Annotated in this window: 15 protein-coding genes; 2 read left to right on the top strand and 13 right to left on the bottom strand. The window is 41.8% G+C overall.

All coding sequences use genetic code 11. The features are described 5' to 3' along the window. Positions 1-5: 5 nt before the first annotated feature. The 4 genes from ACTJKA_RS07720 to ACTJKA_RS07705 form a co-directional block, all read right to left on the bottom strand. Positions 6-986 (bottom strand): ABC transporter ATP-binding protein, encoded by a 981-nt coding sequence (locus ACTJKA_RS07720; protein WP_035392443.1) that lies wholly within the window; start codon positions 984-986, stop codon positions 6-8. Between the two features lie 173 nt (positions 987-1,159). Beyond that, positions 1,160-1,951 carry a DUF2268 domain-containing protein gene (locus ACTJKA_RS07715; protein ID WP_345912310.1) on the bottom strand — a complete coding sequence of 264 codons (792 nt, stop codon included), beginning with the start codon at positions 1,949-1,951 and terminating at the stop codon, positions 1,160-1,162. A gap of 77 nt (positions 1,952-2,028) precedes the next feature. Next, on the bottom strand, positions 2,029-3,270 hold the full coding sequence (fabF, locus tag ACTJKA_RS07710; RefSeq protein ID WP_008348501.1) for a beta-ketoacyl-ACP synthase II: 1,242 nt from the start codon (positions 3,268-3,270) through the stop codon (positions 2,029-2,031). A 21-nt stretch (positions 3,271-3,291) separates the two neighbouring features. Beyond that, positions 3,292-4,230: a beta-ketoacyl-ACP synthase III gene (locus tag ACTJKA_RS07705; protein ID WP_007499042.1), complete on the bottom strand. Its 939-nt coding sequence runs from the start codon at positions 4,228-4,230 to the stop codon at positions 3,292-3,294. 169 nt (positions 4,231-4,399) lie between these two features. Here ACTJKA_RS07705 and ACTJKA_RS07700 point away from each other — a divergent pair, with 169 nt between their 5' ends. Further along, positions 4,400-4,633: a hypothetical protein gene (locus tag ACTJKA_RS07700; protein ID WP_108611364.1), complete on the top strand. Its 234-nt coding sequence runs from the start codon at positions 4,400-4,402 to the stop codon at positions 4,631-4,633. A 10-nt stretch (positions 4,634-4,643) separates the two neighbouring features. Here ACTJKA_RS07700 and ACTJKA_RS07695 read toward each other — a convergent pair whose 3' ends face one another. The 4 genes from ACTJKA_RS07695 to ACTJKA_RS07680 all read right to left on the bottom strand — a co-directional run bounded on the left by ACTJKA_RS07695 (position 4,644) and on the right by ACTJKA_RS07680 (position 7,300). Next, entirely contained in the window at positions 4,644-4,841 is a 198-nt protein-coding gene (locus ACTJKA_RS07695; protein WP_108611363.1) for a ComZ family protein, read from the bottom strand. An 11-nt stretch (positions 4,842-4,852) separates the two neighbouring features. Beyond that, a complete protein-coding gene (locus ACTJKA_RS07690; RefSeq protein ID WP_008348509.1) occupies positions 4,853-5,818 on the bottom strand; it encodes a BMP family ABC transporter substrate-binding protein in 966 nt (321 codons plus the stop codon). Between the two features lie 90 nt (positions 5,819-5,908). After that, complete coding sequence (locus ACTJKA_RS07685; protein WP_019743124.1) at positions 5,909-6,484, bottom strand: hypothetical protein; 576 nt, start codon at positions 6,482-6,484, stop codon at positions 5,909-5,911. 75 nt (positions 6,485-6,559) lie between these two features. Beyond that, positions 6,560-7,300 carry a hypothetical protein gene (locus tag ACTJKA_RS07680; protein WP_007499048.1) on the bottom strand — a complete coding sequence of 247 codons (741 nt, stop codon included), beginning with the start codon at positions 7,298-7,300 and terminating at the stop codon, positions 6,560-6,562. Between the two features lie 212 nt (positions 7,301-7,512). Here ACTJKA_RS07680 and ACTJKA_RS07675 point away from each other — a divergent pair, with 212 nt between their 5' ends. After that, entirely contained in the window at positions 7,513-7,707 is a 195-nt protein-coding gene (locus tag ACTJKA_RS07675; protein ID WP_024720055.1) for a YjzD family protein, read from the top strand. A 119-nt stretch (positions 7,708-7,826) separates the two neighbouring features. Here the strand turns inward: ACTJKA_RS07675 and ACTJKA_RS07670 are convergent, their stop codons facing one another. From ACTJKA_RS07670 to ACTJKA_RS07650, 5 genes are all read right to left on the bottom strand, one after another. Further along, positions 7,827-9,092 (bottom strand): MFS transporter, encoded by a 1,266-nt coding sequence (locus tag ACTJKA_RS07670; protein WP_148780243.1) that lies wholly within the window; start codon positions 9,090-9,092, stop codon positions 7,827-7,829. A 169-nt stretch (positions 9,093-9,261) separates the two neighbouring features. Next, entirely contained in the window at positions 9,262-9,441 is a 180-nt protein-coding gene (locus tag ACTJKA_RS07665; protein WP_008348517.1) for a YjzC family protein, read from the bottom strand. A gap of 103 nt (positions 9,442-9,544) precedes the next feature. Further along, the gene (gene argF, locus ACTJKA_RS07660) at positions 9,545-10,495 is read right to left on the bottom strand and encodes an ornithine carbamoyltransferase (protein ID WP_076821884.1); all 951 of its coding nucleotides are present in this window, start codon (positions 10,493-10,495) and stop codon (positions 9,545-9,547) included. Continuing rightward, entirely contained in the window at positions 10,492-13,572 is a 3,081-nt protein-coding gene (locus ACTJKA_RS07655) for a carbamoyl phosphate synthase large subunit (RefSeq protein ID WP_171465173.1), read from the bottom strand. Before ACTJKA_RS07655 ends, argF begins: the two co-directional genes overlap by 4 nt. Then, positions 13,565-14,626 (bottom strand): carbamoyl phosphate synthase small subunit, encoded by a 1,062-nt coding sequence (locus ACTJKA_RS07650; protein ID WP_265154051.1) that lies wholly within the window; start codon positions 14,624-14,626, stop codon positions 13,565-13,567. The genes ACTJKA_RS07655 and ACTJKA_RS07650 overlap by 8 nt, the downstream gene beginning before the upstream one ends. Between the last annotated feature and the right edge of the window lie 28 nt (positions 14,627-14,654).

The raw sequence follows: 14,654 nt of genomic DNA, 5'->3' as shown, positions 1-14,654 counted from the left end.
AAGTGTCATGTTTGGCTTGCCTCCTCATATAAGAAACACCTGACGCTTCTACCATTTTCAAAGGTTGTCAGTTTGGGCAATTCACCTATGCAGCGTTCCATTACTTTCGGGCATCTTGGCGCAAAACGGCATCCTGCGGGAAGCTGATCTGGCGCAGGGACATTTCCTTTTATCGCCGTTAATGGCTGAATGTCTCCGTCAATGACCGGAATGGATTCAAGCAGTCCTTCTGTGTATGGATGAAGCGGCTGATCAAACAACTCTTCAACGGTTCCATTTTCAACAACCTGTCCGCAGTACATGACAATGACGCGGTCTGCTACTTCCGACACAACACCTAAATCATGCGTAATGAGAAGTATAGATGTACCAAAGGTCGAACATAAATCTTTCATTAAGGTCAGCACCTGGGCTTGTATGGTCACATCGAGCGCAGTAGTCGGCTCATCCGCAATGAGGAGCTTCGGATCACAGCTTAGCGCAATGGCGATCATGACTCGTTGACGCATACCGCCGGATAAACGGTGCGGGTAATCTTTGATGATTTGTTCTGGCCTGGAAAAGCCTACAAGCTTTAGCAAGTCAATCGCTTTTTTGGTCGCTTCTTTTTTTGAAAGTTTTTTGTGGTAAATGAGGATTTCTGTTATTTGTTCCCCGATGGTTAAGACGGGATTAAGTGAGGTCATGGGTTCCTGAAAGATCATGGATACATCATTACCACGAATATTGCACAATTCCTTTTCACTATATGTAACAAGGTCTTTTCCATCAAGCTTAATGGAACCATCCATAATCTTCCCACCAGTCCCATTAATCAGACCCATGATGGATAAAGACGTAATACTTTTACCAGACCCAGACTCACCGACTAATGCGACTGTTTCCCCTTTTTTGATACTAAAATCAACGCCATCAACAGCAGGTATTGGTTCCTTTTTTCGAAAAAAATAGGTTTTTAAGTTTTGCACTTCAAGCAGTGTGCTCATGCATTCGCCCCTTTCTCCATAGATCAAATGAACCGAATCGAAAAATTCCGTCTTTTTAGAATAAAAAGAATTATCAAAATTTATATTTGTATATTATTACATCAGCATGACGAAATCAAGAAGTATTTAGTAAAATTGTAATATGTCACTTTTTTTGTGAATGATTGTCTTTATCATTCTATCGCCTTTAAAAACGTTTCCGCTGGCTCCGCAATCATAGACTCCTCGCTGATTCGGTGCTCATCGAAATACTTTTTCACGATATAAAATCCAGTGGCATAGCCAAGCATTTTGGGGTAGTTCCCTTTTCCATAAAGGAGATTCTGTATCAGCCTTTCGTCGTCCTGCACTTTCTGATAAAGGTGACTGGATACCCATTTCTTGTACATGCGCTGCAGCTGCGATTCGTCATATAAAGTCGTCCACTTTGCTGTATAGCTTTCTCCATATCTATGATACACAGCATATTCAGCGAGCCCCTCCATCATGATTGTATCAAGGAATGTAAAATCTTTTTCTTCTTTCGTGAGAAAATGCAACCTGCATACATGGTGATATTCATGCGTCAGCAACGTACCGATTCGCTCCTTCGGTGTATGCGGGGATAAAAAAAGAAAGATTTTGTCATCAAATGCCATGCCGGATTGAAAGTAAAATTGTTCTCTGATCTCTTTGCTGCTCTCATTAACAGGCAAAATAAAGACAGGGACATCAGGACCTCCCCACTTTTTTTGCAACGCTTTGTATTCTTTCATCACAAGCTTGAAATACCCTTTTTCTTTGAGCTTGTCGATCATTTCCTGGCAGGCGTTCCATGATCGCACCATTCCGTGATGTTGTAAATGGGCGAGAATAGATGATCCTTCTTTTTTCTCCGCTCCTTTAAAATAAGGGACAAAACGTGCCGCCAGCTCCTGAAAAGATGATGATTGCTCAATGAGATATTGTGTATTGACCAGACCCATACCGCTGAACACCTCCATTTTCATCATATGCAAAAAGACGGCGATCTGTTTATAGATCACCGCCTTCTTAAGACATATTACGCTTCGTATTTTTTGAAGATAATTGTCGCATTGTGCCCGCCAAAACCAAGTGAGTTGCTCAACGCAACTTGTACTTCTTTTGAACGTGCTTCATTTGCTACATAATCAAGGTCACATTCTTCATCTGGTGTTTCAAGGTTAATCGTTGGCGGAATGACACTGTCTTTAATCGCCAGAACAGAGAAAATCGCTTCTACTCCGCCTGCTGCGCCAAGTAAATGACCTGTCATTGATTTTGTCGAGCTGATCGCAAGCTGATTCGCATGCTCTCCGAACACTTCTTTAATCGCCATTGTTTCAAACTTATCATTATACGGTGTGCTTGTTCCGTGGGCATTGATATAATCAATTTCTTCCACTGTTAAACCTGCATCACGAATGGCTTCTTTCATTGCACGTACGCCGCCTTCTCCGTTTGGAGCAGGTGCTGTGATATGGTATGCATCTCCAGTTGAACCGTAGCCAACGATTTCTGCATAAATGGTCGCACCACGTTTTAACGCATGCTCTAATTCTTCAAGAACAACAATTCCCGCTCCTTCACCCATCACAAATCCGTCACGGTTTTTATCAAATGGACGACTTGCTGTATCTGGATCAGGATTTGTCGAAAGGGCTTTGTTTGCACAGAAACCAGCAAACGACATTTTCGTTAATGGTGCTTCTGTTCCACCTGTAATCATCGCATCTGCATCTCCGCGCTGAATGACTTTAAAGGCATCACCAATGGAGTTTGTTCCTGTCGCACATGCTGTCACTGTACAAGAGTTAACCCCTTTTGCGCCAAGTGCAATCGAAATTTGACCTGTCGCCATATCTGGAATCATCATTGGAACAAAGAACGGGCTTACGCGTCTTGCTCCTTTATTTGAATACACTTCGAATTGCTCTTCGAATGTTTCAAGTCCGCCAATACCAGATCCAACCCATACCCCAACACGAGGTGCGTTCTCATCTGTAATTTCGAGGCGTGAATCTTCTAAAGCCTTTTGAGCAGCAACAACTGCATATTGTGTGAAGCGTGCCATCTTTCTCGCTTCTTTTTTCTCCATGTAATCTTCGATGTTAAAATCTTTTAGTTCTGCTGCTACTTTTGCTGTATATTCACTTGAATCAACACGTGTGATCGGGCCAACACCTGATACACCTGCTACAGCATTTTTCCATGTTGTCTCTACATCGTTGCCAAGAGGTGTCAAAGCACCTAATCCTGTAACAACTACTCGTTTCTTATCCATTAATTTGTGCACCCCACTCTTTTATCGGCCCCATCGCATAGCGATTGCGCCCCACGTTAATCCTCCACCAAAACCAACCATTACAATCACATCGCCGTCATGAATTTTTCCGGCTTCGATTTCTTCACATAGTGAAATTGGAATGGATGCTGCTGATGTGTTTCCATATTTATGGACTGTTTTCGACATTTTTTCAACTGGCAGCTCTAAGCGTTCGCGTGCTGCTTCCATAATGCGAATGTTTGCTTGATGCGGAATCAAGAAGTCTACGTCTTCTTTTGATAGTCCAGCTTTTTCAATCACGTTTACGCTTGACTCGCCCATTTGTCTCACTGCAAATTTAAATACTTCTCTTCCATTCATGATTGTATGATCTTTTTCATCTAAGTACAAGTGCTTCCCGCCGCTTCCATCGGCTCCAAGCTCAAATGATAGAATTCCCTTGCCTTCGCTGACTGTTCCTAGTACAGCAGCACCTGCTCCATCTCCAAACAAAACAGCTGTGTTGCGGTCATCCCAGTCGGTAATGCGAGAAAGCTTTTCTACACCAACGACAAGCACGTGTTTGTAAGTGCCTGATTCGATAAATTGTTTTCCAGTAACAAGACCATACATAAAGCCAGCGCATGCAGCGCTAATATCCATTGCACATGCTTTATGTGCACCGAGCTGCTCTTGAATCATACAAGCGACTGTCGGAAATGCTTGATCTGGCGTAACTGTCGCTACAAGAATCATATCAATATCTTCTGCAGCCACATCTGCGTCAGCTAATGCTTTTTTTGCAGCAGCAAGCGCCATATGAGATGTATTGACATCATCAGATGCAATTCTTCTTTCTTCTATACCTGTTCTAGTACGAATCCACTCGTCAGAAGTTTCAACCATTTTTTCTAAATCATGATTTGTTAATACTTTTTCAGGTATATAGCGGCCAAGGCCAATAATTCCAGCATTCATTGAATAAGACTCCTTTTACTCATACGAGCATGTGATATTGTGATCTTATATTAGTATCTGGTACTAATTTTACCTTATTTTTTTCTCCTTGGCAATACAAACGTCTAACCTTTCCTCTCACTTTTTTCATAGATTAATGATATACCAATAGTAGAAAGGAACATGTGATATGGCGCAAAAGGATATTTTCTCAGCAATGATGTTTGGTCAGCCGCTAGAAAAGGAGAAAAACAAGACAGAAAAAAAGGAGGAGCGTGCAGAGACTTCTTCAAGTGATGACTCCATTGACTACATGCATGTCATGAATCAAATTGGAAACATTATGAACTCCATCGATGAGCTGAAGCCTGTGTTTAAAGATGTCGGCCCTATGATCAGTGCCTTTAAGAAAAAATTATCATAAAAAAAAGCCACTATTCTGTGGCTTTTTTTGATGCTGCATCTGCTTTTCCAAGCTCATATGCCTCTTGCATGACAGATGTAAACAAAGAGAGAAGCGGCTGAAGTGCTTGTGGATCAAGCTGAATCCCTGCTTTATCTAATTCTTCTTTTGCTTGTGGAAAATACTTCATCGCAATTTGTAAAAACTCCATCGATTTTTCGTGCTGCATGTTCAACGTCCTCACTTTTCATTTGGCAGTTTGCCTGTTTTTTTGTAATTCGCAATATCCTTCTCAATGTCTTTCACAAAAGCGCGGTCTATGGTTGAGCTAAATTTCCCCATTTCGATCACTCCTTCTTTAAAGTCAAAGGAGTACTCACCTTGTTCGTTTAGCTTGCCTTCATTAAACTTCTTCGCAATGATACTGTACGCTTTATCGACATGCTGGACTGTGCTAGTTAACACCGTATGGCTTCCAAGGTTGGATTGATCAGTGACATATCCGATCGCAGATAAATTGTCGTTTTTGATTTGTTCAATGACAGGGATATTATAACCATCACCTGCTGGATACACAACATCTACACCTTGTTTTTTCAATTTTTGATAGAGGTTCACCGCTTTGTCAGCATCATCCCAGTTTTCGACAAATTCCGCTAGGACTTGCACATGTTCGTCCTGATATTTTGCACCTTTGATAAAACCGTCTACTTCACTTTGCCAATCATATGTAGCCAGAATACCAATCTTTTTTGTTTTGGACATATGTGCTGCTGTCATGCCTCCGAAAAAGCCCATTGCTTCTCCTTTAAACGTGACGTTTGTGACATTATCAGCTTGAGGCTTGCCTCCATTGACCGTGATAAATTGTGTTTTCGGATAATCTTCACTGATCAAGTTGAAAATTTCGCTGTATTCATTGCCATGGCCAATAATCAAATTGACTCCTTTTTTATGAAATTCTTCAATGGCATCAACGATTTTCTCCTTGTCGACCATCCCTTCCTTATAATAAACATCTACACCAAATGTTGATTGGATATTTAATAAGCCTTTATAACCTTTCGTTCCCCAAACTTGATCATTAATCGTATCGGGGACGAGTAAACCCACCTTCTCAATATGTCCTTTTAACGGCGCCTGCGAGCAGGCAGATAGCATAAGAAGAAGGAACGAAAAGATCATGACAAGCCGCTGGTACTTCATGCCATGTTCAACTCCCTTTGCAACACGCAGGCATGAACCTGTATGTTAAATATAGGTTTATTTTATACTGAAAAAAGATAAGATGGAAGATCATTCTTGCTTTTTGTCGAAAAATGTTGAGTTTTGTCTTTTCCATTCTGCTATGATTTCTTCTGCTTGTTTGTCACCTGTTTGTCTTTCTACCTTTAATTGATGGATCATTTCCTGCCTTTGATCGGTGCGTGCCCACTTTAAAAGCTCCTTTGCGACATCTTCTACAAAAAATGTGTGATCATCCTTTATTCGTCTCTCTTCATGGAGTGTCCACGGACCAAACATGCGTGGAAGGATAACAGCCGAAACGCTTTGTTCATGCGAATGGCTTTCGGGTTCTTCGTAAAACAAGTGGTATATGCCATGCTTCGCTTCGAGGTCTGTCTCTCTGTTCATTGAATCATCTGATTGAAAAAAGATCAGGTCATATGCCTCTTTCCTATCTTGACCATCAATAACGCGGACAAGATCATTGCGGCCGAGCCACATCATCCGCTCTTCTAATAACATTTTTTGCTCCTCTGACTGCTCCTTAGGATATGTGATATCCACTTGTATGCCCTCTTTCATCATATATTCACAAAGTGTCAGGCCAAAAAATTCATCTGCACCTATGATCAGTCCTGTTTCCATGTTCATGTCCCCTTTTTTAGCATATCGAATAAAAAGAAGAGCCCTTTCCATGAAGGGCTGTTATCATCCTATTCATTACAATTCTCTTTCATGCGATTTATAAAACTTGTGAATGGACTGAAAGATTCTTCTTGGATGATCAAACATATGCAAGGTAAGGTCCATCTGACAATGGTCTGGATTCATCATATGCTGATCAATAAAAGGCTTTGCGTGTAGTTCATAGGCATACGGTGCGCCGTTTAGTCTCTGCCATATATGAATCGGTACATGAGCTGAATGAACGGGGCAAGAAGGAAGTGGATACGTTTCAGCTTCCTTTGCAGAGCACCCATAGCTCTGTGCGAGTTCTTTCATGAACTGTTTGTAGAAGAATTTGTGTTCCTTTTCTCTTTCTCTTTGTGCTTGCAGGTGTAAACATGGATTCATCATGGCTATAGACCTTAGCACTTCTGGCATTTCTTCGGCAAGACTCATGGCGACAAGTGCGCCCATTCCCTCTGCCAGCACATGAATTTCCCGGTTTAATATTTCTTGTTTTAATGTGTGATGAACAAGCTGTTTCGCACTAAAAACAGCATCTTCACATCCCCAGTGATTCCCATGAAGATGACTATTAAACAATGTATATCCTTCATCCTTTAAAGCAGTTAAAAGCTGGTTTCTTCCGTAATGCTGAAGCCAGAATGATGTATTTTCCTGCACAAAGTGATTTCGGTCACCGAGGATTAGAATGCCAAAGCCATTTGGTTTTTGAGGAAGGTGAATGACGTTCCACTGGGAACCAAGCTGGAAAAACCGTTCGCTTACACCCATATGGCCAGCCTCCTTTCAGTGATTCTGCTTTCTATGATATGAACAACAACTCTTGTAGGAATAAGGAAATCCCCTAAAGACAGAAGAATTCTTTTTATTTTTATAGTAGAAGGTCTCAAAATGGTCACATAAAGGCGGAAAACAGTCTTTTCTCTGAACTCGTATCTATGGTATGATAGTCAATAGATTGTTACATAAAGGACGGTGGAATAATGCATTACATTATCACCCTCATTTGGACTTTTCTGCTGACACATATGGCTGGTTACATCGTTTCATCTATGAATGGAGCTGCTTATGATTTTACGTTAACTTCCATTCTTGCCATAGTGTTTACGGTTATTTTATTCATCTTTGCTGAAGTAAGTCCAATGAAAGAAACAGAAAGTTCAACAGAACATTCTTAATATTGCTGGAAAAGAGCTAATGATTTGAGATTAGCTCTTTTTCTTTTTTTCAGAATGATGACCAGAAGTTGAGAGGGCACGCTAAAACCCCCTGCCGTCAATTACAGGGGGTTTTTGAGTTACACATCAACCGTTTCGGACTTCTGTTTGTCTGCTGACAAATGGCTTTTCGCTAGCCCTGTGAACAGGAAGATCGCGATGCCTGATAAAATTTCAAGCACACCACCCCCCGCAATGACAGGTCCTGCTCCAAAGCGTTCTGCCAGGACGCCCGATATGACGGCTGCAAGCGGGAGAAAGACATTCGATGACGCATTGATCACGGCATATACTTGCGGCTGATCTTCTTGGTCAACAGACGTTTGAATAATGACCATCTCTGGGACATTGATTGCACTGACGGCTGCACCAAAAATAAAGGAAGCTAGAAGAACGACTGGAAGCCATGTACTCATTCCAGTGATAAAGAATGCAGCTCCTTCAATCATGCCTGCGACAATAAAGAACAAGCCGAATCTTTTGATTTTCACCTTCGCCAGTGCAAAGCCCATCATAAACGCACCAACTGCGGCGACACCTCTTAAAATGGAATACACCATTGAATCACTTTGCAGCGCTTCTGCTACATATACAGCGGATAATGCCTGCCACGGAGCTGCGGCGACATTCATTAAAATACAATAAAGGGTTAGTGCAAATAAAATATGATGATTTTTAACGACTAGAAAGCCTCTTTTTAAGTTATACAGATATGTATTCTTTGCTTGTTTAATGTCTGCTGCTTTTTCTGCATCTGACTTTTGGAGTTTAACGCCAATAATGAACAAGCCCGATATGATGAATAAAGCAGTGGTGATCAGGAGCGTATCTGCAGGTCCAATTAATTTGACCAAAAGACCAGCGACCATCACCGCAGCAAGTGCGACAATTTCAAAAGATGATTGCAGGATCGCATTTGCTTTTTGAATGAGATGCTTTGGAACAATCTGCGGCAGGATGGCCACAGAAGCCGGGTTATAGGCTGCACCTGTTGCCGATTGAATAACCATTAATGAGATCAATAACCATAGAGGCAATATGTGCGAAAAATGCAGTAGTGGAATAATGAGTACAATGGTTGCTCGAATGACATCTGAAGCAAACATCCATTTAGATAAATGATGTCTTTTCATAAGAGGTCCTAGTATTGGGGCCAACAATGATGAAGGAAGAACTGTCACTGCTAGAAGAAGTCCGGTACCGAGCGCTCCATCCCCTCTTAAAATTAATAACCAAAGAACGGATGTAAAAGCAAAACTTTCTCCTGTATTTTTTATGAGTCTTGATATGAACAATGAGGTGAAGCGTTTATTCCAAACACTTTCACTGAGATTCATCTTTTCCATCACACAAATCCTTTCAACCTTATACTATTCTTACATATTTTACCTTAATCTTTCTTTTTTTCATACTATTTATTTGAAAATTGGAACTTAATTGTTTTTTATTATAAAGAAAAAAGAGGCATGACACATGCCTCTAAAGACTTATTCATATGGACTCTTAGTCAATTGCTTAAGGCTTTCTTTGGTAAGTCCAAACGCGGTTATGGTTCGAGTTATCCGGAAAGACGTCTCCTGCTTTAAGCTTTATCTTTAAAGGATCTTTCACCATACTACCGGTCTCACCGATTTCGATATAAACACCATTATTAGGTGCCTTATTACCAGATTTAAACTGATGCTGTTGACCCATTTCCATCCTCCTTTCTCGATTGATGTTATTATGTCCCGTCCATTGCCTCTCCAATCCAATATGTAAAAAGTCCCTGCTCAGCCGAGACAGGGACACTTGTGATTTATTTAGGTTGTTGATACATGAGCTCTTTGATTAACGCTTTTTGCACATGCAAGCGATTTTCTGCTTGCTGGAATACTTTAGAGTGTGGTCCATCAATGATATCAGCCGTCACTTCTTCTCCGCGATGTGCCGGCAGACAATGAAGGAAGATATAATCTGCTGCTGCATGTTGCATGAGTTCCTCATTGACTTGATATTCTTTAAATTCAGCTAGACGTTTCTCTGTTTCAGCTTCCTGCCCCATGCTTGTAAATACGTCCGAATAAATGACATCTGCATCCTGAACAGCAGCTACTGCATCTGTTGTGACGATGACTTCTGCGCCTGATTGTTTTGCAAACGCCTGGGCAGTCTCTGTCACCTCTTGAAGAGGTTCATAGCCTTTTGGTGATGCAACGGCAATGTCACAGCCTAACTGCGCGCAGCCAACCATTAAGGAATGAGCCACATTATTCCCATCACCGATGTACGCCACTTTCACACCTTTTAGTGTGCCTTTTGCTTCTTTAATCGTCAGTAAATCAGCCAGTGCCTGACATGGATGAGAATAGTCCGTTAGTCCGTTGATCACTGGAATAGAGGCGTATTTTGCAAGTTCTTCTACCTTCTCATGTTCAAAGGTTCGAATCATAATGCCATCTACATACCCAGACAGCACCTGCGCTGTATCACCAATCGTTTCTCCTCTGCCAATTTGCAGATCATTTGAGCTGAGGAAGAGCGCATGTCCGCCTAGCTGCGTCATGCCCGCTTCAAACGAGACACGGGTTCTAGTTGAAGATTTTTCAAAGATCATCGCTAATGTTTTTCCTTTGAATAAATCTTGATATGGATGTTGTTTCATTTCTTCTGCTTTTTCAATTAAGTACGCAATGTCATTGATCGAAAAGTCTTTTAACGATAAAAAGTCTTTTCCGTATAATGCCGGTTGCACGTCGACTTGGCTCATGCCGTCACTTCCTTTTTATATAATTCGTGGAGAGATACTGGTGATACATCTCCATCTTTTCCTTGCAGGAACGCTTGCGCTGTTTCATATTCGGTTAGAACTTGAACACCATGTGTGAGTGCTTTTACACGCTGTTCTTTTGCCTCTTCATCATCACCTAAATGAATGTGAAGCGATTTATCGTCTTGTTGCAGCCACGATTCAAAGCTGCCAGTCCAGACGTCAAAGCCTGCTCGTGTAGCTTCATCTTTAAGTAATTCACTGCCATGAATATAGAGGGTACCTTTCTGTTGCCAGATCGGCGCAAACACTTTTTTCAAGGCGCTTTCGACGTTCTTTCCTACACACATTCCTTCACCCGTCGCCTTCATTTCAGGTGTGAGCTTTAAATCGATATCTTGAATGGCGTGTGAGGAGAAGACTGGGAATTTAACAGCTGTGCCCCCCTTATTCTTCGTTGCCGGTTTCAATTCTTCAAGCGTTGCACCAGCTAACAGCTGAGTCGCCATTGGGATCATGTCAACACCCATGACTTTACTTACAACTGGAACAGTCCGGCTTGCCCGAGGATTCACCTCTAATACGAGCGCCTGGTTCCCTTTTATCACAAATTGAATATTCATAATGCCTTTAAAAGCTAATTTCTTTGCGATTTGTTCAGAAGCGTTATACACCTGCTCTTTGATGTCTTCACTAATAGAGACACTTGGCAAGATGGCAAAGCTGTCACCTGAGTGTACGCCCGCTTTTTCAATATGCTCAACGATTGTTGGAATGAATGTCGTTTGTCCGTCTGAAACGAGATCCACTTCCACTTCTTTTCCAGTGACATACTCATCAATTAAGATCGGATAAGGTAAATGATCTGGCTGATCAAGTAGTTCTGCCAATTGAGCTTCTGTATGAACAACGATCATGCCCATTCCACCAATGACATATGATGGACGAATAAGAACAGGGTACCCGATGCTTGCAGCATGCTCCAGTGCTTCTTCTTTTGAATGTGCTGTATCTCCTTTTGCATGAGGAAGATTCAGTTCATCAAGAAGCTGATAGAATAAATCGCGATCTTCTAATGCATCTAGTGTGTCAAAGGACGTGCCTAACAAGGTAACGCCGGCTTTTTCTAAACCTTCCGCCACATTGATTGCTGTCTGCCCGCCAAATTGAACGATGACAAAATCAATTTGCTCCGCTTCAACTACGTTTAAAATATGTTCTAACGTGATCGGCTCAAAGTATAAACGATCTGCAATCTCATAATCGGTACTAACCGTTTCTGGATTGTTGTTCATCATGATGGTTTCAAATCCAAGCTTTTGTAAAGTAAGAACGCCATGAACGGCACTATAATCAAACTCGACCCCTTGCCCAATTCGAATCGGACCAGAGCCAATGATGAGTGCACGCTCCTTTGTTTTCTCTTGATGCTCTCCATCACTTTTGCCAAAGTACGTAGAATAGAAGTAATTCGTTTTTGCATCGAATTCAGCCGCACATGTATCGACAATTTTAAATGAAGCGGCAATGCCATACTCTTGGCGAAGCCGTCTGATATCTTGTTCACTGCGATCCGTCAGAGAAGCGATTGTTTCATCAAGGAAGCCTTTTTCTTTCACCTTTCTTAAGGTGTCTTTGGATAGCGTCCCCTGATGGTTCTTCAATTCTTGTTCGAGTGTGATCATATTCTTGAAAACATGTAAGAAAAACAGATCAATCTTCGTCGTTTCATGAATCGTTTCAACGGTTTCTTTTCTGGAAAGCAGCTCCATGACAGCAAAGAAACGGCGATCGTCCGGTGTTTTGATTAATTCAAATAACTGTTCAGTCGAATGTTCTTTCAGTTCAGGCAAGTGGAAGCCCTTTGTTTTGATTTCAAGTGATGCGACTGCTTTTTGAATGGCAGATTCTAAATTACGGTCAATCGCCATGACTTCACCAGTCGCCTTCATTTTTGTGCCTAATTTCCGGTCTGCCTGTTTAAATTTATCGAACGGCCAGCGCGGGAATTTCACCACGACATAATCGAGTGCCGGTTCAAAGCTAGCATACGTTGTTCCTGTAAGCGGATTTTTCAATTCATCTAGTGTATAACCGACCGCAAGTTTTGCCGCCATTTTGGCAATCGGATAGCCTGTTGCTTTCGATGCAAGAGCAGAAGACCGGCTGACCCGAGGGTTGACCTCAATGACAAAATATTCTTTGCTGAGTGGATCGAGAGCGAATTGGATATTACAGCCGCCAACGACATCAAGCGCTGAAATAATTTTTAAGCTCGCTGAGCGGAGCATTTGATAATCCTGATCCGTTAATGTCTGTGACGGTGCAACGACAATCGAGTCACCTGTATGCACACCAACTGGATCGATATTTTCCATGTTACATACAGTGATACACGTATTTTGACGATCTCTCATGACCTCATACTCGACTTCTTTAAAGCCAGCAATGCTTTTTTCAACTAAGCACTGATGAATCGGACTCGCTAGAAGAGCACCTTCAATCAGCGGTTTAAAAGCCTCTTCAGTTAAAGCGATGCCTCCCCCTTTACCACCAAGTGTGTAGGCTGGTCGAAGAATGACGGGAAAGCCCACTTCTTTTGCAAATTGAAGGGCGTCTTTCGCATTATCCACAATTTCACTTTCTGGTACAGGTTCATTCAAATGCTTCATGAGAGCACGGAATTTCTCACGATCTTCACCGTTTTCAATTGTTTCAACTGACGTTCCGAGCAGTTTTACCCCATGCTTTTTCAGCACACCGGCTTTTTCCAGCTCGACAGCAAGGTTTAAAGCCGTCTGTCCGCCAAGATTGGCTAAAAGACCATCTGGTTTCTCTTTTTCAATGATTCTTGTCACTGAATCAACTGAAAGCGGTTCAAAATAAATTTCATCAGCAAATGACTCGTCTGTCATAATGGTTGCTGGGTTGTTATTCACTAAGATGACGTTGTAGCCTTCTTCTTTTAAGGCCATACAACCTTGTGTTCCTGAGTAATCAAATTCTGCTGCCTGACCAATGATGATTGGACCAGACCCGATGACTAGAATGGTTTGTATGCTTTGATCTTTAGGCATGTGCGACTTCTCTCCTTGCTTGTTTCACTTTCTCAATAAAATCATCGAATACCCATTCACTTTCTGCAGGGCCTGGGTGTGCTTCTGGATGAAATTGAACGGACATAATCAGCTTCTCTTTATGAATGAATCCTTCAACAGATCCGTCATTCACGTGGAGGAATTTGACGTCCACTTCTTTGTCATTCATGCTTTTTTCATTGACCACATAGCTATGATTTTGGCTTGTCATAAAGACACGTTTTGATTCTGTATCTTGTACAGGATGATTCGCCCCGCGGTGGCCAAAAGGAAGCTTATACGTATCCCCGCCAAGCGCAAGAGCAATTAATTGATGACCTAAGCAAATGCCTAGTGTCGGGAAGGTCATCATGATGTCATGAATGGTTTTTAAATATGGCTTCATTGTTTTTGGATCTCCAGGTCCATTTGACAAAAGGATCGCATCTGGCTTGATATCAAATACCTTTTCCATTTGTTTGTACGGAATCACTATGACTTTACAGCCGCGCGCTTCGAGTGAGTCTGCAATAGATTTTTTAAAGCCAAAATCAATGAGTGCTACATGTTCCTCGCCGCTGCCTTGTGTGTATACTTCATCTTCTGTGACCTGCTCAACCACATTGTCTTGCTTCATTGCAGGTGGCGTTTCATTTTCGTCTAAACTAAGCACTGCGTTCATCGTTCCATTTGCTCGAATGTTCTGCACGACTGCGCGAGTATCTGTATGTGTAAGAAGCGGAATGTTCCACTTCTGTAAATAATCCTTTAAGCTTACGGCTGCAAGGTGATGAGAAAAATGCTCAGCTGCCTCATAGACAACGACCGCTTTTACTTGTGGTTTTTTGCTCTCAAAGTCTTCATGATTGATCCCGTAGTTTCCGATGAGTGGATATGTGAAAACAATGATTTGTCCTTTATAAGAAGGATCTGTGAGCACCTCTTGATAACCTGTCATCCCCGTAAAAAAGACCACTTCACCTGTTATGCCAGCTTCTCCTGTCAGATCTCCTTCAAAAGAGGCTCCATCTTCTAAATTTAAATAACCTTTCATGCTTGTGTCACCCCGTATTGAATAATTA

Source organism: Bacillus sp. 22190, from assembly GCF_052045575.1.
Taxonomy (GTDB): Bacteria; Bacillota; Bacilli; order Bacillales; family Bacillaceae; genus Bacillus; species Bacillus altitudinis.
This window is presented reverse-complemented; position numbering and strand designations above follow the sequence as displayed.

What these genes read in the sequence shown, in the direction of transcription:
- ACTJKA_RS07700 (WP_108611364.1), top strand. Translation starts at nt 4,400, where the DNA reads ATGGCGCAAAAGGATATTTTCTCAGCAATGATGTTTGGTCAGCCGCTA.
- ACTJKA_RS07665 (WP_008348517.1), bottom strand. Translation starts at nt 9,441, where the DNA reads ATGGGTCAACAGCATCAGTTTAAATCTGGTAATAAGGCACCTAATAAT.
- ACTJKA_RS07650 (WP_265154051.1), bottom strand. Translation starts at nt 14,626, where the DNA reads ATGAAAGGTTATTTAAATTTAGAAGATGGAGCCTCTTTTGAAGGAGAT.
- argF (WP_076821884.1), bottom strand. Translation starts at nt 10,495, where the DNA reads ATGAGCCAAGTCGACGTGCAACCGGCATTATACGGAAAAGACTTTTTA.
- ACTJKA_RS07680 (WP_007499048.1), bottom strand. Translation starts at nt 7,300, where the DNA reads ATGGGTGTAAGCGAACGGTTTTTCCAGCTTGGTTCCCAGTGGAACGTC.
- ACTJKA_RS07655 (WP_171465173.1), bottom strand. Translation starts at nt 13,572, where the DNA reads ATGCCTAAAGATCAAAGCATACAAACCATTCTAGTCATCGGGTCTGGT.
- ACTJKA_RS07675 (WP_024720055.1), top strand. Translation starts at nt 7,513, where the DNA reads ATGCATTACATTATCACCCTCATTTGGACTTTTCTGCTGACACATATG.
- ACTJKA_RS07695 (WP_108611363.1), bottom strand. Translation starts at nt 4,841, where the DNA reads ATGCAGCACGAAAAATCGATGGAGTTTTTACAAATTGCGATGAAGTAT.
- fabF (WP_008348501.1), bottom strand. Translation starts at nt 3,270, where the DNA reads ATGGATAAGAAACGAGTAGTTGTTACAGGATTAGGTGCTTTGACACCT.
- ACTJKA_RS07685 (WP_019743124.1), bottom strand. Translation starts at nt 6,484, where the DNA reads ATGGAAACAGGACTGATCATAGGTGCAGATGAATTTTTTGGCCTGACA.
- ACTJKA_RS07715 (WP_345912310.1), bottom strand. Translation starts at nt 1,951, where the DNA reads ATGGGTCTGGTCAATACACAATATCTCATTGAGCAATCATCATCTTTT.
- ACTJKA_RS07720 (WP_035392443.1), bottom strand. Translation starts at nt 986, where the DNA reads ATGAGCACACTGCTTGAAGTGCAAAACTTAAAAACCTATTTTTTTCGA.
- ACTJKA_RS07705 (WP_007499042.1), bottom strand. Translation starts at nt 4,230, where the DNA reads ATGAATGCTGGAATTATTGGCCTTGGCCGCTATATACCTGAAAAAGTA.
- ACTJKA_RS07670 (WP_148780243.1), bottom strand. Translation starts at nt 9,092, where the DNA reads ATGGAAAAGATGAATCTCAGTGAAAGTGTTTGGAATAAACGCTTCACC.
- ACTJKA_RS07690 (WP_008348509.1), bottom strand. Translation starts at nt 5,818, where the DNA reads ATGAAGTACCAGCGGCTTGTCATGATCTTTTCGTTCCTTCTTCTTATG.